Raw genomic sequence first — 18,109 nt, forward strand, 5'->3', positions numbered from 1 at the left:
CAGAAGGGCTGCATCTCAGCTGCCCGAGGCGGCGCGATCGATGAACAGGCTGCCCTTGGTCACGATCTGCTCGCCGGAAGTCAGGTTGCTTTCGACCGCGACCTGATCGCCGTTGATCAGCCCGGTCTTGATCTTGCGCAGCTCGATCGACTTGTCGGGACGCGCGACCCAGACGCGGACCTGGTTGCCTTCGTAGATCAGCGCCTGCCGCGGCACCGCGATGGCGGGCTGTTCGCCTCGCGAATAGATCGTCACATTGGCGAACATCTCGGGCTTCAGCTGGCCATCCTTGTTGTCGATGGTGGCGCGGACCAGGAGCCGCCGCGTCGCCGGATCGATCGATGCGGCGACGTAGTTGATGCTGGCCTTCAGCGGACGGCCGGGCAGCGCCAGCACGTTGACGAGGATTTCCTCGCCGATGTTCACCAGCGCCGCATCGCTCTCGCGGACGAAGGCGGTCAGCCAGACGGTCGAGAGATCGCCGATCACGAACACGGGATCGCTCGCGCCGGAATTGACGTACTGCCCGGGGCCGACCTTGCGCTGCACGACCGTGCCACCGATCGGCGCGTGGATCGTGATCTCGCGATCGATCACGCCCTTGCTCTGAAAGTCGGAGATCGCGGCATCGGTGAAGCCCAGGATGCGCAGCTTGTTGCGCGCGGCCTCCAGCGCGGTCTGCGACGACCGCATGTCGTTCTGAGCCTGAACGGAGGTCGCCTCCGCCTGCTGGAAGTCCTTGAGCGGGATAGCCCGGCCCTCGAACAGGTCCTTGGCGCGCTTGTACTGGATCTCGGCGAGGTCGAAGGCGGACTTCGCCTTGTTCATGGATGAGATGGCGGCGATGAAATCGTTCTGGGCCTGGACGGTATCGGCCGCCTCGATCACGAACAGCGGCTGGCCCTGGCGGACGGTCTCGCCAGGCCGGGCGAGCAGCTTGGTGACGCGGCCCGCATAGGGCGAGAACACCGGCGTGGAACGATCCTCGTCGACGGCGACCTTGCCCTCGGTGACGTGCTCGGCGCGGAAGATCTTTTCGCAGACCGGCTCGATCGTCAGCGTCGCCCATTCGGCTGCCGACGGTGTGAACGTGGTGCCGTTGCGCTTGGACTGGCTGGAGAGCTCGAGATTGTCCTTGGACGCCGGCGCGGAGCGCAGTTGCGTATAGGCGTAGCCGCCCGCCCCGGCGATCGCCAGCGCGGCGAGGCCGATCACCAGCCGCTTGGTGCTCATCAGCTGCGGAGATGGGTTCGTTTCAGACGCCATGGCTCGGTCGGCTCGCTCGGTCGGCTCGCTTCATCCGTCGATGAGTCCGGCTGGTGCGGCTCATCGTCGCGCTAATAGTGCGGAACTGGAGCTTTAAACAACCTAAAAATTGCCCCACTCGCCCTTGTTTTGCTTTAAAAATTTGAAAGTGTGACGACAGTTGTTCAGCTTGCATTCAGTTCCTTCGGGGCAATCCCGGTTTTCTTCGCGGCGCACCATGACCCGGTGGATGCGCAAGCCATCGCCATGAAGATGCCGCTACCGCGCGGCCCAACCTCCACGGGTACGCCCTGCTCCACCTCGGTACGCATGCGGTTGGTATTGAATCTCACGGCGGTGCGTCTTTCGACGAAGCTTTGGTTCCACCGCCCTTTTTGGTTCCCCGTCCTTGCGACGAGCATGCATCCCTCGCGGATGGGCGATTGCGACGGGCCACATCGATGCGTAACCTCGCGGCGCAGATGCGTCCGAGTTGTGCCAATCGTTTCACCCTCTCGTGAGGAGGGCGCAGGGAAGACCAGGCGCCGACTGACGCCTGCGGCCCGCCTGCGAAAAGAATGCAGGCGGCAGGTACCACAGGTGCAGCCGGGATCACCCGGCCTTCCCTGCGCAACGGTTTTCACGCTTATAGCGCGCTCTCCCCGGTGTCCGGCTTTTAGCCACCGTCGTCTGCGGGATCATCGTCACCCGCGAACTTGACGCCAGCATCGGGGCGCCAGGACCACACGCTTTTGCGTCCGCGTCACGCCGTTCGTCGACGTAGCCAGGCTACGCTGCGGCATCAACACGGCCATCGCTCCCACGCCCCGCGTGTCGTGACGATCGCGCGCTACGCCCCTTCTCGATGGGACGGGATGCGCGGAATAGAGCACGGTTTCGGAAAAATGAAAGTGAAATTTTTGGGTCGAAGAGGGATTTTTCCGGATTTCTGAATCCAAGATGCGCGCATCTCGTGATGCTGAATGCTGCAGGTCGGCACGCGCGTTCTTGTTCGAGCCACGTAACTTGGTTATCCTAAGAGCCTGGTCGACGCATTCTGTGTGCCAAATCGGCACTGCCGCGCAGTGCCATTCAAATGAAAGCTGAAATTTCGTACGATCTTATCATGGAAGAAGACATGAGCTTCGTCGAGGGCTGCTATCGCCTCGAAGGAGGTGAATGGGAGGTTTTTGTCATTACCCATTCCCGAAAGGGATCCAAAGAGCCCGGTGTATGGAAAGGGCTTAAATGGAAGAGTGGTGTGACAGGCCTCAATGCTGTCGTCCCTGAAAGCACCAAACTGAACAAGTCTTCGGTCCTCAAGGTTCTTTCGGATGCGTTAGGCGTTAGAGATTGGTCTGAGGTGCAAGGGCCGGATTCAATAAAGCTGAGATAAACAGCACAACAACAAAACGGCGCTCACTTGAGTTAAGTGGTCGCATGCGCTGTTAGATACAGCGCCCTCTCCCCTTGTGGGAGAGGGCATGTGCGGCCCATCCACATACGCGGTCCGGTGAGGGGTATCTCTCCGCGAGTTGAATTCGTGGAGAGATACCCCTCACCCAACCGCGCTTGCTGCTCTGTCCTACATGCCCTCTCCCGCAAGGGGAGAGGGCGCATTCATCCGCACCGCTCGCGATGTCCCACCTTCAAGCGCTGCAATGATAAGTCCGATGATTGCAGTGTTCATGAACACATCTTCAAACGCGCTTCGCGCAAGGTACCAGTGCTGACCGGCTAACGTGTTCGCCATGCCTAATGAAAATCCCGCGACCGCGGCAGGATGCGGACGTTGCGGGGGTGGCTGACGCGCTGGGAGGGATTGTCCGGGTGGTCGCGGCGGTCGTCGTTCAAGGGCTCGGCGGGCGTGGCGCCGTGCGGGATGGCGCCGAGGCGATCGTCTGACAGCAGTGAAAGATCGGCGGTGCGGTCGATGAGGCGCTCGGCAACGAGATGCACCACCTTCTCCGGACTGCTCTGGATGCGGCCTTCGACCAGCACGAGGCGCGCGCCCATCACCTCCTTGCGGAAGGTCTCCATCACCTTCGGCCACACCACGATGTTGGCGATCCCGGTCTCGTCCTCCAGGGTCATGAACACGACGCCCTTGGCGCTGCCCGGCCGCTGCCGCACCAGCACCACGCCGGCGCAGCGGATGCGGCGGCGGTCATTGGCATCGTTGACATCGCGACACGCCAGCACGCCTTCGGCGGCGAAGCGCCGGCGCAGGAACTCCATCGGGTGGCCCTTCAGGGACAGGCGAATGGTCTGATAGTCCGCGACGACGTGCTCCGGCAGCGGCATCTCCGGCAGCGGCTGGGCGCCCTCGTCCGGCTGCTCGCGGGCGATCGCCGCCTCGAACAGCGGCAGCGGCACGTCATCGGGCAGCCGGCGCACGGCCCAAAGTGCTGCGCGACGGTCGAGCCCGAGCGAGCGGAACGCGTCGGCATCGGCCAGCAGCAGCAGCGCGCGCTTGGGCAGCGCGGTGTCGCGGGCGAAGTCTTCGAGCGAGGTGAAGGGACGGCGTTCCCTGGCCTTGATGATGCGGTCGGCCCAGTCGTCCTCGCGGTCGGCATCCGACAGCAACATGAGAGTTTGTTGTTCATTGTCATTCCGGGCCGGCGCATTTGCGTCGCTCTCTCGAAATGCATCAAGCGCTTGCGTGTGAGAAACGCCTCCCTCCGCGCCGTCATTCCGGGATGCGCCCTCTTGGGCGCAGGCCCGGAATCCATAACCACGACTCGGGGTTATGGATTCCGGGCTCGCGCTGCGCGCGCCCCGGAATGACGATGGGGATATAGCTTGCTTATCCAAAGACGATGATGAGGAAGCGCCCAGCGCCTCCCTCCGCATCTTCTCCGACAATCTCTTGATCCGCTCCTCGTCGCGGTCGATCCAGCGGAAGCCGTCGATCTGGCGGAAGCCGAGACGGACGGCGCAGTATTTGCCATCCGTTTTCTCCAGCGTGTTGTCGGCGAAGCTGTGGGAGACGTCGATGTTGCAGATCTCGACGCCGTTCTTGCGGGCGTCGCCGACGATCTGCGCCGGGGCGTAGAAACCCATCGGCTGCGAGTTCAGCAGCGCGCAGCAGAACGCATCCGGATGGAAATATTTCAGCCAGGACGAGACATAGACCAATTGCGCGAAGCTCGCGGCGTGGCTCTCCGGAAAGCCGTAGGAGCCAAAGCCCTTGATCTGGTCGAAGCAGCTCTTGGCGAAGGCCGGGTCATAACCGCGCGCGATCATGTTCGAGACCATCTTCTCCTCATAGGAGCCGATGGTGCCGACATTGCGGAACGTTGCCATCGCGCGGCGCAGGCCGTTGGCCTCCTCGGGCGAGAATCTTGCGGCCTCGATCGCGATCCGCATCGCCTGCTCCTGGAACAGCGGCACGCCGAGCGTCTTGTGCAGGACCTTGTAGAGTTCGTCGGCTGAGCCATGATCCGGCGACGGCGAGGGATAGGTCACCTTCTCCAGTCTGTTCCGACGGCGCAGATAGGGATGCACCATGTCGCCCTGGATCGGCCCGGGCCGGACGATCGCGACCTCGATGACGAGATCGTAGAAGGTGCGCGGCTTGAGCCGCGGCAGCATGTTCATCTGCGCCCGGCTCTCGACCTGGAACACGCCGAGCGACTCGCCCCGTTGCAGCATCTGGTAGACTTCGTTGTCGTCCTCCGACTTGATGTCCGAGAGCACGTACCGCCTGCCTTTGTGATCGGCGATCAGATCAAAGCTCTTGCGGATGCAGGTCAGCATGCCCAGCGCGAGCACGTCGACCTTCATCATGCTGAGCGCATCGACATCGTCCTTGTCCCATTCGATGAAGGTGCGGTCGTCCATCGCGGCATTGCCGATGGGCACGTAGCTATCGAGCCGGTCCTGCGTCAGCACGTAGCCGCCGACATGCTGCGACAGATGGCGCGGAAAGGTGATCAGCTCCGAGGCCAGCTCCACCGCGCGGCGGATCATCGGATTGGTGGGATCGAGCCCGGCCTGCCGCACCTGCATGTCGGACAGGCCATCGCCCCAGCTGCCCCACACGGTGTCGGCGAGCACGGACGTGACGTCCTCGGTCAGGCCGAGCGCCTTGCCGACGTCGCGGATGGCGCTGCGCGGACGATAATGGATGACCGTGGCGATGATGGCGGCGCGGTGGCGGCCGTAGCGGCGGTAAACATATTGCATCACCTCCTCGCGCCGCGAATGCTCGAAATCGACGTCGATGTCCGGCGGCTCCAGCCGCTCCTTGGAGATGAAGCGCTCGAACAGGAGGTCGATCTTGGTCGGATCGACCGAGGTTATGCCGAGCACGTAGCACACCGCTGAGTTCGCCGCCGAGCCGCGGCCCTGGCAGAGAATGCCCTGACTGCGGGCGTAGCGCACGATGTCGTGGACGGTGAGGAAGTAATGCGCGTAGTTGAGCTCGGCGATCAGCGCGAGCTCCTTGTTGAGGACCGCGCGCAGCCGGGCGTCGAGCTTGGCACCGAAATAGGTCTTGGCGCCGGCCCAGGTCAGGTCTGCCAGATGCCCCTGCGCGGTCTTGCCCGGCGGCACCGGCTCGTCGGGATATTGGTATTTGAGCTGGTCGAGCGAGAACACGATGCGGTCGGTGAAGCGTAGCGTCTCGGTGATAGCCTCCGGGTGATCGCGGAACAGCCGCGCCATCTCGTGTCCCGGCTTGAGATGGCGCTCGGCATTGGCCTGCAGGCGGAGGCCGATGCTCTCGATCGAGGCCTTCTCGCGGATGCAGGTCAGCACGTCCTGCAACATGCGCTGGCTTGGGTGGTGATAGAGCACGTCATTGGTCGCGATCAGCGGCACCTTGTTTGACGCCGCCAAGCGCGTGAGCCGCGCCAGACGGCGGCGGTCGTCGCCGCGGTACAGCAGGCTGCCGGCGAGCCATATGCCTTCGGCGGGGCTGTCTTTCAGCCGTGCCAGGATCTTGCCGAGGGCGTCCTCGTCGAAGCGATGCGGCGGCATCAGCACCACGAGCTGGCCGTCGATGAAGTCGAACAGATCATCGAAGGTCAGGCGGCAATCGCCCTTGGCGACCTTGTCGAGATCGCTGCCGCGCTTGCCTTGAGTCAGAAGCTGACACAGCCGGCCGTACGCCACGCGATCGCGCGGATAGACGAGGATGTCCGGCGTGCCGCAGGTGAAGACGAGTCGCGCGCCGTAGAGCAGTTTTGGCTTGTAGCTCAGCTTGTCGTTGTTCAGCTCGCTGTAAGCGCGGACGACGCCGGCGAGCGTGTTGTGATCGGCGATGCCGATGGCGGTGAGGCCGTACACAGCCGCCTGGTGCACATAGGCCTGCGGATGCGAGCCGCCGTGCAGGAAGGAGAAATTGGTGGTGACGCCGATCTCGGCATAGGGGATGGGAGTCATGGCGGGGCCGCAGAGATTGGAGCGGCGATGATGCGGTGGGGCCGTGCAGACGGTGAGTCCTGCCGCATTGGCTTGCACAGGAGCCGTCGTTCCGGGGCGCGCGGAGCTTGAGGCCGACGCATGTCGGCCTCAAGTCGGAGCGCGAGCCCGGAACCCATACCCACAGGATGCCGTGTGAGGCACGCTGGTGGTGGGCATCTCGCGTCACGATAGCGCGCTGTGGTTATGGATTCCGGGCTCATTCGCGCTGCTTCAAAATGGCTTCGCCATTTTGCGCGCGAATGCCCCGGAATGACGCAGGTCATTGAGGCCGTCATCGGGACGATAGCCCTGTCCCTCATGCGAACAGCCCATGCATGTACCAGGCGGGCTGCACCGGCAAAGCATTCTCCGGCTGTTCGAACTCGCGGTCATACAAACCGTCGCGATACAGCCAGAAGCGCAGGCCGTGCTCGTCCTCGACGCGGAAATAGTCTCGCGTCAGGCCCTGCCCGTCCGGCCGCCACCATTCCATCGCGATGCGCTCCGGGCCTTCGGCGCGCACCACCGCATGGGCGGCACGGCGCCAGACGAAGCGGGCGGGCGGGCCGTCTGGCACGCCGGCGATCACCTGGATGGCCTCGGGGCGCGCGAACAGCCGCAAGGGGCGCAGCGGCGGCTCGCCGTCGTGGCGTTCGGGCCAGTCCGCCGTGCTGGTCGCTGCCAGATGGTGCTGCGCCGGCAGCGGCAGCGCGGCGCGCTCGGGGATGTGGGTGTCGACCGGCAGATGCACGACCACGCGTTTGCCGCCGATACGCGCGGCGATGCGGTCGATCAAGGCCGACAGCTCGTCATTGTCGTGAACATGCGCGTCGAGATCGCGCTGCTGCTGCACCACGATCTCGCTGCGGCCCGCGGCGAGGCGGATCATGTCGAAGCCGAAGCCAGGATCGAGCGGATCGTTCAGCGCCTCCAGGCGCTCGCGGAAGAGACGGTCGATGACGGCAGCGTCCGTCACCGGCTGGCCGGTGTCGATGGCGATGACGCGCACCAGGCCGTCGGTGCGGAAGAAGCAGGCTTCCAGCCGCCGCGCGCCTTTGCCCTGCTGCGCCATCGCCGCGACCAGCATCGTCGCGAGACTGGAGAGGCTGGCCGCGATCACGGTGTCGGTCGCGACCGGCTCCGCAAAACGCTTGTCGACGATGTAGTCCGGCGGGACTTTTCGCGGGTTGATCGGCGCGTCGGCCTCGCCCAGCGCCTGCGCCAGCACGCGGGTGAAGGCGGCGCCAAACCGGGCTGTGATCTCGTTGCGGCCGCGCGCGGCGACGTCGCCGATGGTCTTGAGGCCGGCGCGGCGCAGGCCGAGCGTGATGGCGTCGCTGCCGCCGAGGGCGGCCACCGGCAGCGACGCGACGGCAGTCGCCTCCTCGCCATCCGGCACGATGCGGCCATGGACTTGCCGGTTCAGGGTGCGCGCGCACACGGCATTGGAAGCGATGGCGGCTGACACGGTAAGGCCGTGCGCGGTCAGCGCATCGCACACCGACTGCATCAGCCTGGCCTCGCCGCCGAACAGATGCACGCAGCCGGTGATGTCGAGCGCGAGGCCATGCGGCGGATCGAGCGCCACCAGCGGCGTGAAGCGGTCGCACCAGTCGGCGATGTCATCGAGCATCTGAGCGTCGGCCGCGAGATCCGCCTCGTGCACGACGAGATCGGGACAGACGGCGCGGGCGTTCGCCAAGGGCTGGCCGAGCGAGACGCCGTGGCGGGCCGCGGCCTCATCCAGCGAATGGATCAGCAGCGCATTGGCGTCCTTGATGACGACGACCTGCGGCTTGCCTTGCTCAAGCGGATCGGCGGCGCGGCTCCGCTTGATGCGCTCGATGGGCAGGCGCGGCAGCCACAGGCTGAGGATCCGCCGCCGGTTCGCTGAAACGGCACGCATCGGGGGTCCACTCCATGATCCATCGTCCGGTCTGGCCGTGACGGTTGCGAATGAGCTCGGCATCGAGACGCGGCGCGCCCCATGCCATCCACGGCGCAGCGGGCGGCGACGGCGCGGTCCGCACCATCCAGCGTGTCTCCGCGGTCGACGGCTCTGGCGTCGCGGCGATGCGCAGCAGCAGCGCGGTCACGCCGGACTCCTGCGCCGCCAGAGTCAGCTTGCGGCTGGCGACGAGATCGAGCTTTTGCGTCTCGCCCCACACCTCCAGCATCACGCCGCCCAGCGCATCGCAGGCGAGCGCATCGGCAGCGGTGCGCAGGGCATGATCGAGATCGGGCGCGCGCACGGTCACGAGACGGCGCGGATCGAGGCCGAGCTCGGCGAGCCCGTTCATCGACAGCGCACCCATCTCGCGCTCGGCGAAATCCTGCCGGATCCAGATCAGCGGCCGGCGTGCGGCGACACGCGCCGCGAGCCCGCACAGGAAGCCGGTCGCGGCCACCGCCTGGCGGCCGCTCTCGGCGAACACCTCGTGCAGCACGCCGGTGGCGAGCCCGCCCTGCAGCACCGCATCTGCCTCGGAATGGCCGAGCGCGACCCGACGCAGATCATGCGCGCCATCGGCCGCCTCGAGGCGGGCAATGCGGCCGCGCAAACGCGCGAGCGTCTCCATGCGTGCGCCGGTCATCCGTCGCCGCTCCTTTCCAATCCATCGTGCGGGTGCTGCCGTTGTTTTCGTGAGCAGGCAGTGAACCCGCGACGACCCTCTTTGTTCATGATACGTTCTAATATAAAGCTAACGCCTTCGAGAGAGTCAATCGGGATTGCCCCGGGTCTGATTCAGCGAGTGGAATCAAAGGGATTCAAAAGCATGGAGCTGCTGCGCAAACTCGAGATCCTGGCCGATGCCGCCAAGTATGACGCGTCCTGCGCCTCCAGCGGTACGGAGATGCGGGATTCCCGCGACGGCAAGGGGCTCGGCTCGACCGCGCCGGGGATGGGCATCTGCCATTCCTATGCGCCGGACGGACGCTGCATCTCGCTGCTCAAGATTTTGCTGACCAACGCCTGCAACTTCGACTGCCTGTATTGCGTCAACCGCGCCTCCTCCAACGTGCCACGCGCGCGCTTCACGGTCGACGAGGTGGTGCAGCTCACCATCGACTTCTATCGCCGCAACTACATCGAGGGGCTGTTCCTGTCGTCGGGCATCATCCGCAGTCCGGACTACACGATGGAGCAGGTCGTCTCCGTCGCGCGCAAATTGCGCGAGGAGCATCGCTTCCGCGGCTACATCCATCTGAAGACGATTCCGGAGGCCGACGAGGCGCTGATCGCGGAAGCCGGCAAATATGCGGACAGGCTCAGCATCAACATCGAGACACCGCTCGAAGAGAGCCTGACGCAGCTCGCGCCGGAGAAGGACCAGCGCGCGATCCGCCGCACCATGGGCCGGCTCCGGCTCAAGCTCGACGAGACGGCGGAAGCCAAGAAGACGGTGCGCCGCGCCCGGCCGCCGCGCTTCGCCCCGGCCGGCCAGAGCACGCAGATGATCGTCGGCGCCGACACGGCCAACGACCGCACCATCCTGTCGACCTCGGCCAATCTGTACGGCGCCTACAAGCTCAAGCGGGTGTATTACTCGGCCTTCAGCCCGATCCCCGATGCCAGCCGCGCGCTGCCGCTGCAGGCCCCGCCCCTGGTGCGCGAGCACCGGCTGTACCAGGCCGACTGGCTGATGCGGTTCTACGGCTTCGATGCCGACGAGATCGTCGAGGAGAGCGAAGGCATGCTGCCGCTCGACATCGACCCCAAGCTCGCCTGGGCGCTGCGCCACCGCGACCGCTTCCCGCTCGACATCAATACCGCGAGCCGCGAGGAGTTGTTGCGCGTGCCCGGCTTCGGCACCCGCACCGTGCAGCGCATCCTCGCCACCCGCCGCAGCACCACGATCCGCTTTGCGGATCTGGCCCGGCTCAACGTCATCAGGAACAAGGCGCTGCCGTTCATCGTTCTCTCCGACCACCGGCCATCGCCGTCCCTGCTCGACGGCGCCAGCCTCAGAGCCCGGCTGCGGCCGAAGCCGCAGCAGCTGGGATTTGGATTCTAACGGAAGCCGTCATCGCGAGCGCAGCGAAGCGATCCAGGGGCCGCACGAAAAGTCTGGATCACGTTGCTGCGCTCGCAATGACGAGAGAGGTGAAATGCACGTCGTAACCCTCGACAGCGACACCGATTTCGATGGCTGGCGCCAGGCAGCGCGGGCGCTGGCGATGAACGATGTCAGGCCGGCCGATGTGAGCTGGCGGGTGAAGGGCGCAGCGCCCGATCTGTTCGACGATCAGGCCGACACGACGCTGCCCGAGGTGCCCAAGGGCGCATTCTCGGTGCCGGCGAGTTTTGTCGAGCTGGCCGAAAGCGCGATCCTGCACAGCGATCCCAACCGCTTCGCCCTGCTCTATCGCCTGCTGTGGCGCCTCCGGACCAACCACGATCTGATGGACATCGCGACCGATCCCGATGTCGCCCAGGCCAACGCGCTGGCGCGCGCCGTCCGCCGCGACGTTCACAAGATGCACGCCTTCGTCCGCTTCCGCGAGGTCGGCCGCGAGCGCGAGGCGCGCTACGTCGCCTGGTTCGAGCCCGAGCATCACATCGTGGAGCGCGCCGCGCCGTTCTTCGCCCGCCGCTTCGCCGACATGCCCTGGTCGATCCTGACGCCCGAACTCTGTGCGCATTGGGACGGCAGCCGCGTGTCGTTCACACCGGGTGTGAGCAAGGCTGAAGCGCCGACTGAAGACCGGCTCGAAGAGGTCTGGCTGCGCTATTACGCCAGCATTTTCAATCCGGCACGGCTGAAAGTGAAGGCGATGGAAAAGGAGATGCCGAAGAAATATTGGCAGAACCTGCCCGAAGCCAAGCTGATCCAGCCGCTGATCGCGGCCGCCAGCCGGCGCACGTCCGTGATGATCGCCGAGCCCGGCACCGAACCGCACAAGCCGCAAAAGCGCGTCGAGGAGACCGCGATGACCCGCAAGCCGAAAGCGCATGCGCCCGCCGCCGTTGAGACCTCACGTGATGTCGCGGCGGTCGATCTTCAGACGTTGCGTGAAGAGGCAGCCGCCTGCCGCGCCTGTCCGCTGTGGAAGGAGGCGACCCAGACCGTGTTCGGCGAGGGCCCTGAGCATGCGCCGCTGATGCTGGTCGGCGAGCAGCCCGGCGACAAGGAGGACCTCGCCGGCCACCCCTTCGTCGGCCCGGCCGGCCAGATGCTCGACCGCGCGCTGGAGGAAGCCGGCATCGACCGAGCCAAGGTCTACGTCACCAATGCGGTGAAGCATTTCAAGTTCGTGCCGCGCGGCAAGATCCGGCTGCACCAGAAGCCGGCGACGCCGGAGATCAAGGCCTGCCGCCCGTGGTACGAGCGCGAGCTCGCCGCCGTCCGCCCGGCCCTGGTCGTAGCGATGGGCGCGACCGCCGCGCAGTCGGTGTTCGGCAAGATCACCCAGGTCACCAAGAACCGCGGCCACATCGTCGAGCTGCCGGAGGGTCCCCAGGCGATGATCACGGTGCACCCGTCCTATCTCTTGCGGCTGCCCGATGCCGACGCCAAGGCGCGCGAGTACGAGCTGTTCGTCAAGGACCTCAAGATCGCTGCGGCCGCGCTGAAGCGCGCCCACGCGGCCTGACACCGGCGTCCAAAATGCAAATGGCCGGGATCGAGCCCCGGCCATTCGACAGAAGGATGCCGCCGCCTCACGCCGCCAGCGTGTTCTCCACCACCTTGATGAAGAACGACGTGCCGTAGACGATCGCCTCATCGTTGAAATTATACGCCGGGTGGTGCAGGCCGGCCGAGTCGCCGTTGCCGACGAAGATGAAGGCGCCGGGGCGGGCTTCGAGCATGTAGGCGAAGTCCTCGCCGCCCATCATCGGCGGCATCTCGTGCACGTTGGCATCGCCCGCAACCTCCTTGGCGGCACGGATGGCGATGTCGGTCTGCTCGGCATGGTTCATGACCACCGGATAGCCGCGCGCATAGTTCAGGTCGATCTTGGCGCCGGTCATCTGGGCGACGCCGGTGACGACCTCGCGCACCCGCCTCTCCATCAGTTCGCGCACCTTCGGCGTCAGCGTCCGTACCGTGCCGCGCAGCACCGCGCTCTGCGGGATCACGTTGCGGGCATTGCCGGCGTGGAATTCGCAGATCGAGAGCACCGCCGCCTCCAGCGGATCGACGCTGCGCGACACGATCTGCTGCAGCGCCGTGACCAGCTGGGCGCCGACCAGCAGCGAGTCGATGCAATTGTGCGGCTTGGCGGCGTGGCCGCCATGGCCCTCGATGGTGATGTCGACGGCGTCGGTCGAGGCCATCAGCGGCCCTTGGCGGATCGCGAAGGCGCCGACCGGCAGGCCCGGGCCGTTGTGCATGCCGTAGACCTGGTCGATCTTGAAGCGGTCGATCAGGCCGTCCTTGATCATCGCCTCGGCACCCGCGCCGCCCTCCTCGGCCGGCTGGAAGATCACGGCGACCTCGCCGGCGAAGTTGCGGGTCTCGGCGAAATAGCGCGCGGCGCCGAGCAGCATCGCGGTGTGGCCGTCATGGCCGCAGGCATGCATCATGCCCGGGGTCTTCGAGGCATAGGGCAGCCCGGTCGCCTCCTCGATCGGCAGCGCGTCCATGTCGGCGCGCAAGCCCAGCACCTTCACGTCGCCATGGCCAGGCTTGTTGCCCTTGATGACGCCGACCACGCCGGTCTTGCCGAGACCGGTCACCACCTCGTCACAGCCGAACTCGCGCAGCCGATCGGCGACGAAGGCCGCGGTCCGGTGCACCTCGTAGAGCAGTTCCGGATGCGAGTGGATATCCCGCCGCCAGGCTTGGATATCGGGCTGCAGATCGGCGACGCGGTTGACGATGGGCATGGGGAAGCTCGTGACTCCAAGAAAGAGGTTTGAGCTATTGTAGCATGCAAAAGTCGCACCGCCCAAGATCTGAGCAGGATCTGAATTGCACCGGCCTCATGGCTTGCTCGACCAGCCATGAACGAGGCGCTTGTCCGGCCCCGCCCCGGCTGACTAAAAGCCTTCCAACGATGGGAAGGAAATGCCGATGCCGCGTCAGCTCGAGGGCGAATACGACTATATCGTGGTGGGCGCCGGCACCGCCGGCTGCATCCTCGCCAACCGGCTGTCGGCCGATCCGAACACCCGGGTGCTGATCCTCGAGGCCGGCGGCCGTGACAACTGGATCTGGTTCCATATTCCGGTCGGCTACCTCTTCGCGATCGGCAATCCCCGCTCCGACTGGATGTTTCGCACCGAGGCCGAGCCCGGCCTGAACGGCCGCTCGCTGGCCTATCCCCGCGGCAAGGTGATCGGCGGCTGCTCGGCGATCAACGCCATGATCTCGATGCGCGGCCAGGCCGCCGACTACGACCATTGGCGCCAGCTCGGCCTTGCCGGCTGGTCCTATTCCGACGTGCTGCCAGTGTTCCGGAAACTGGAGGACCACTTCCTCGGCGAGAGCGAGCACCACGGAACGGGCGGCGGCTGGCGGATCGAGGCGCCGCGGCTGTCCTGGGCGGTGCTGGACGCGGTCGGCGACGCCGCCGAGCAGATGGGCATCCGCCGCATTCCCGATTTCAATACCGGCGACAATGAAGGCATCAGCTATTTCCACGTCAACCAGAAGCGCGGCCGGCGCTGGTCGTCCGCGCGGGGCTTTCTCAAGCCGGCGCTGAACCGCGCCAATCTGCGGCTGGAGACCAACGTCCTGGTCGATCGCCTGATCGTGGAGAACGGCCGCGCCGTGGGCGTCCGCTTTCAGCAGAATGGCGAGACGATCGACGCGCGCACGAAAGGTGAAGTCATCCTGAGCGCCGGCTCGATCGGCTCGGTGCAGGTGCTGCAGCGCTCGGGCATCGGCCCCGCGGATTGGCTCGGCGAGCTCGGCATCGATGTCGTCATGGACAAGCCCGGCGTCGGGCGCAATCTGCAGGACCATCTGCAGCAGCGGGCGATCTACAAGGTGTCGGGCGTGAAGACGCTGAACGAGACCTACTACTCGCTGGTCAAGCGCGGCCTGATGGGGCTCGACTACGCTTTCCGCCGCCGGGGACCACTGACCATGGCGCCGTCGCAGCTCGGCATCTTCACGCGCTCGGATGGCACGCGCGACCGCGCCAACATCCAGTTCCACGTGCAGCCGCTGTCGCTCGACAAGTTCGGCGATCCCTTGCACCGCTTCCCTGCCATCACCGTCAGCGCCTGCAATCTGCGGCCGACCTCGCGCGGCACCGTGCGGATCCGCTCGGCCAAGCTCGACGAAGCGCCGTCGATTGCGCCGAACTATCTGGCGACCGCCGACGACCGCCAGGTCGCCGCCGACGCCATCCGCGTCACCCGCCGCTTGATGAAGCAGAGCGCGCTCGCGGGCTACAGACCGGAGGAATACCTGCCCGGTCCGTCCGTCGGCGACGACGATGCCGCGCTGGCCAAGGCCGCCGGCGACATCGGCACCACGATCTTCCATCCGGTCGGCACGGCGAAGATGGGCACCACGGATGATGCGATGGCCGTCGTTGACGAACGTCTGCGCTTCCGCGGCCTCGACCGCCTGCGCATCGCCGACGCCTCGATCATGCCGAGCATCACCTCGGGCAATACCAACACGCCGACGGCGATGATCGCGGAAAAGGCGGCGATGATGATTCTGGAGGATGCGCGGTAAGAGAGGCGCTGGAATCGTAGGGTGGGCAAAGCGACGCCGCAGGCGGCGCGTGCCCACCGTCTCACCACAATCTCGCCCGGCAATGGTGGGCACGGCGCGCGCGAGCTGATCGTGAACCATTGGCATCACGGCGCGCCTTTGCCCACCCTACGGATTGGCGCCGAGCTCTCGCGCCTGCATTTTGAACCGTCGATGGCTTGCAGAGACACGCTGTGAGATACAGCGCCCTCTCCCCTTGTGGGAGAGGGCATGTACGGCCCATCCGCGTTTGCGATTGGGTGAGGGGTATGTCTCCGCGAGCAAGACTCGTGGAAAGATACCCCTCACCCAACCGAGCTTGCTGCACCGTCTTACATGCCCTCTCCCACAAGGGGAGAGGGCGCATCAATTCGCACTGCGCTTCGTATGTGAGACTCTGAGAGTCGGGGCTGCGATCAGCTAGGCGATGACTACCGTAGCCCGCTGTTAACGGATCAAACGATCCGCCTGACCAGCGGAATTCGCCGCAGCAGTACGGCCGCCAGCCAGCTTACAGAAAGCGTTCCCACCAGCACGATCGAAAACTTCACCGCGGCCGGCCACGCGGGATCGAACACCAGGTATTGCAGCCAGAGCAGCGGCAGGAAGTGCAGCAGGTAGATGCCGTAGGCTGACGGCTGCATGCGGTCCATCAGCGAAAGCGGCGCGTTGGCCCAGCGCAGGAAGAAGGTCGGGACGCCGAAGGCCATCGCCGCGCAGAAGCTCGCCACGGCGCTGCCATAGGCCGCGCGCCACCACAGCGGCGGCGAGTCGAAGTCGGCCATCCAGTTGTGATGGGCGTAGGCGAGAAACAGGATCATGGCGTAGCAGCCATAGGAGAGAGCGAACCAGAGCGCCCAGCGCTGCACCAGCGCGCCATCGGCGGCGAACGGTCCGGTCCGCAGATCAGCTGCGCCGATTGCCAATCCGGCCACGAAGAACGTCGGATAGAGCAGCGCGCGGCTCGCCTGCAGCGGCAGCGGAAAATGTCCGGGCATGAACCAGAAGCCGTCGCCGAAGCCGAGATGCGGCGGCAGATAGGCCACGTTGGCAATGGCGAGAAAGATCAGGAATCCCGTGACTGGCGAGCGCAGCAAGGTGCCGGCCCAGCGCCCGAGTGCGCCGATCGCCTGCGGCGCCCACGCTCCAACCAGCGTGGCCACGATGTCGAAGATCAGCAGCACGCCGAGAAACCAGGCCGAGCCCGACGGCCATGGTCCCTCGCTGATCATGCGCCACCACACCGCGGTGAAAGTGTCCTCCGCCACGTAGTAGCGATAATAGGCGACCGGCATGATCGCGAAGATCGAGACGACATAGGGGATGCCCAGCCGCAGCACGCGGCGCCAGAGATAATCAGGAGCCCCTCGCCGCTCGAGGCTCGCCGGCACGAACAGGCCGGAGATGAAGAACATGCACGACATGAAGTAGCTGTCGTTGAACAGCGCGACCAGGTCGAAGCCGAGCCAGTGCATGCGGTCGCCGCCCTGGCCGAAATAGGTGTAGTTGATCGCGGAGTGGTAGAGCACGACCGAGAGCGTGATGAAGGTCCTGGCGCGGTCGAGCGGTACGATCCGATCGGCCGCCGTCTCCACGCGTTGCTGCGTTGGGTTCACACGCTCATGCATCGACGTCGCATCCATGTCATCCGCCGCTGCCAGCGCAGCGCGCCGCTTATATTCCTCGCGTACCACTACGCCCACATCCTGCGTGAACACCGCAGCCGCCGGCCATTGCCGACACGATCACGAACACGTCATCGCTTCTTCATCGTCAGAAGCCGGGAATAAAACGTCGCCATCGCCGCTCTCCTCTGCACGCCCGACCACGGGCCATGGGAGAGGACGATGAGCCTGGACGATCATGACGAGAACGGCGTCAGCCGCCGCAAGGTGTTGGAATGCATGACATGGGCCGGCACCGGTGTGCTCTGGACCCTCACTGGCGGCGTGCCGCGCTCGCTGGGCCTGGTCGATGCGGCCAAGGCCGCCGAGCAGGCCGCCTCCGGCCTGACCTTCCTGCAGATCAGTGACAGCCATGTCGGCTTCGACAAGCCGGCCAATCCCAATGCGATCGGCACCCTCGAAGAAGCCATCAACCGGATCAAGGCGATGCCGATGAAGCCGGCCTTCATGATCCACACCGGCGACATCTCGCATCTGTCGAAGGCGGCCGAGTTCGACGATGCCGACCGCATCATCTCGCAGTCGCGGCTCGACGTGCACTACGTGCCGGGCGAGCACGATTTCCTCGACGAGGACGTCAAGCTCTACAAGGAGCGCTACGGCAAGGGCACGCGCGGCGCCGGCTGGTATTCGTTCGACGCCAACGGCGTGCACTTCATCGGGCTCGTCAACGTCGTCGACCTCAAGGCCGGCGGCCTCGGCAATCTCGGCGCCGAGCAGCTCGCCTGGCTCGAGCAGGACCTCAAGGGCCGCTCGCGGTCGACGCCGATCGTGGTGTTCGCGCACATCCCGCTGTGGACGGTGTATCCGGAATGGGGCTGGGGCACCGAGGATGGCGGCCGAGCGCTGGATTATCTCAAAGGCTTCGGCTCGGTGACGGTGTTGAACGGCCACATCCATCAGGTGATGCAGAAGGTCGAAGGCAACGTCACCTTCCACACCGCACGCTCCACCGCCTTCCCGCAGCCGGCACCGGGAACCGCGCCCTCGCCCGGCCCGATGAAGGTCGAGGATACGAGGCTGCGCAGCCTGCTTGGCATCGCCAGCATCGACTTCAAGGTCGGAGCGGAGCGGCTCGCGATCATCGACACGCCGCTCGCCGGTTGAAGGACT

12 protein-coding genes are annotated in these 18,109 nt (G+C 65.6%); 6 read left to right on the forward strand and 6 right to left on the reverse strand.

Features of this window, described 5'->3' with window-relative positions; genetic code table 11:
• Nucleotides 1–15: 15 nt before the first annotated feature.
• Nucleotides 16–1,266, reverse strand: a complete 1,251-nt coding sequence (locus ACQR1I_RS22915) for an efflux RND transporter periplasmic adaptor subunit (protein WP_434868345.1) — start codon at nucleotides 1,264–1,266, stop codon at nucleotides 16–18.
• A 1,105-nt stretch (nucleotides 1,267–2,371) separates the two neighbouring features.
• Between ACQR1I_RS22915 and ACQR1I_RS22920 the strand changes: the two genes are divergently transcribed.
• The gene (locus tag ACQR1I_RS22920) at nucleotides 2,372–2,641 is read left to right on the forward strand and encodes a hypothetical protein (protein WP_434868344.1); all 270 of its coding nucleotides are present in this window, start codon (nucleotides 2,372–2,374) and stop codon (nucleotides 2,639–2,641) included.
• Between the two features lie 359 nt (nucleotides 2,642–3,000).
• Here ACQR1I_RS22920 and ACQR1I_RS22925 read toward each other — a convergent pair whose 3' ends face one another.
• The 3 genes from ACQR1I_RS22925 to ACQR1I_RS22935 all read right to left on the reverse strand — a co-directional run bounded on the left by ACQR1I_RS22925 (nucleotide 3,001) and on the right by ACQR1I_RS22935 (nucleotide 9,248).
• Nucleotides 3,001–6,633 (reverse strand): error-prone DNA polymerase, encoded by a 3,633-nt coding sequence (locus tag ACQR1I_RS22925; protein ID WP_434868343.1) that lies wholly within the window; start codon nucleotides 6,631–6,633, stop codon nucleotides 3,001–3,003.
• Between the two features lie 337 nt (nucleotides 6,634–6,970).
• Nucleotides 6,971–8,560: a Y-family DNA polymerase gene (locus ACQR1I_RS22930; protein ID WP_434868342.1), complete on the reverse strand. Its 1,590-nt coding sequence runs from the start codon at nucleotides 8,558–8,560 to the stop codon at nucleotides 6,971–6,973.
• Nucleotides 8,460–9,248: an ImuA family protein gene (locus ACQR1I_RS22935; protein ID WP_434868341.1), complete on the reverse strand. Its 789-nt coding sequence runs from the start codon at nucleotides 9,246–9,248 to the stop codon at nucleotides 8,460–8,462. Before ACQR1I_RS22935 ends, ACQR1I_RS22930 begins: the two co-directional genes overlap by 101 nt.
• 183 nt (nucleotides 9,249–9,431) lie before the next feature.
• Between ACQR1I_RS22935 and ACQR1I_RS22940 the strand changes: the two genes are divergently transcribed.
• On the forward strand, nucleotides 9,432–10,670 hold the full coding sequence (locus ACQR1I_RS22940) for a putative DNA modification/repair radical SAM protein (protein ID WP_434868340.1): 1,239 nt from the start codon (nucleotides 9,432–9,434) through the stop codon (nucleotides 10,668–10,670).
• A 94-nt stretch (nucleotides 10,671–10,764) separates the two neighbouring features.
• Complete coding sequence (locus tag ACQR1I_RS22945) at nucleotides 10,765–12,249, forward strand: UdgX family uracil-DNA binding protein (protein WP_434868339.1); 1,485 nt, start codon at nucleotides 10,765–10,767, stop codon at nucleotides 12,247–12,249.
• 67 nt (nucleotides 12,250–12,316) lie between these two features.
• Here the strand turns inward: ACQR1I_RS22945 and ACQR1I_RS22950 are convergent, their stop codons facing one another.
• Entirely contained in the window at nucleotides 12,317–13,486 is a 1,170-nt protein-coding gene (locus ACQR1I_RS22950; protein WP_434868338.1) for a M20 aminoacylase family protein, read from the reverse strand.
• A 187-nt stretch (nucleotides 13,487–13,673) separates the two neighbouring features.
• Between ACQR1I_RS22950 and ACQR1I_RS22955 the strand changes: the two genes are divergently transcribed.
• The gene (locus ACQR1I_RS22955) at nucleotides 13,674–15,293 is read left to right on the forward strand and encodes a GMC family oxidoreductase (protein WP_434868337.1); all 1,620 of its coding nucleotides are present in this window, start codon (nucleotides 13,674–13,676) and stop codon (nucleotides 15,291–15,293) included.
• A 21-nt stretch (nucleotides 15,294–15,314) separates the two neighbouring features.
• Entirely contained in the window at nucleotides 15,315–15,509 is a 195-nt protein-coding gene (locus ACQR1I_RS22960; RefSeq protein ID WP_434888843.1) for a hypothetical protein, read from the forward strand.
• Nucleotides 15,510–15,766: 257 nt separating this feature from the next.
• Here ACQR1I_RS22960 and ACQR1I_RS22965 read toward each other — a convergent pair whose 3' ends face one another.
• Nucleotides 15,767–16,939, reverse strand: a complete 1,173-nt coding sequence (locus tag ACQR1I_RS22965; protein WP_434868336.1) for an acyltransferase family protein — start codon at nucleotides 16,937–16,939, stop codon at nucleotides 15,767–15,769.
• 219 nt (nucleotides 16,940–17,158) lie between these two features.
• Between ACQR1I_RS22965 and ACQR1I_RS22970 the strand changes: the two genes are divergently transcribed.
• A complete protein-coding gene (locus tag ACQR1I_RS22970; RefSeq protein ID WP_434868335.1) occupies nucleotides 17,159–18,103 on the forward strand; it encodes a metallophosphoesterase family protein in 945 nt (314 codons plus the stop codon).
• The last annotated feature ends 6 nt before the right edge of the window (nucleotides 18,104–18,109 follow it).

This window comes from Bradyrhizobium sp. HKCCYLS2038 (assembly GCF_051167655.1).
Lineage (GTDB): Bacteria > Pseudomonadota > Alphaproteobacteria > Rhizobiales > Xanthobacteraceae > Bradyrhizobium.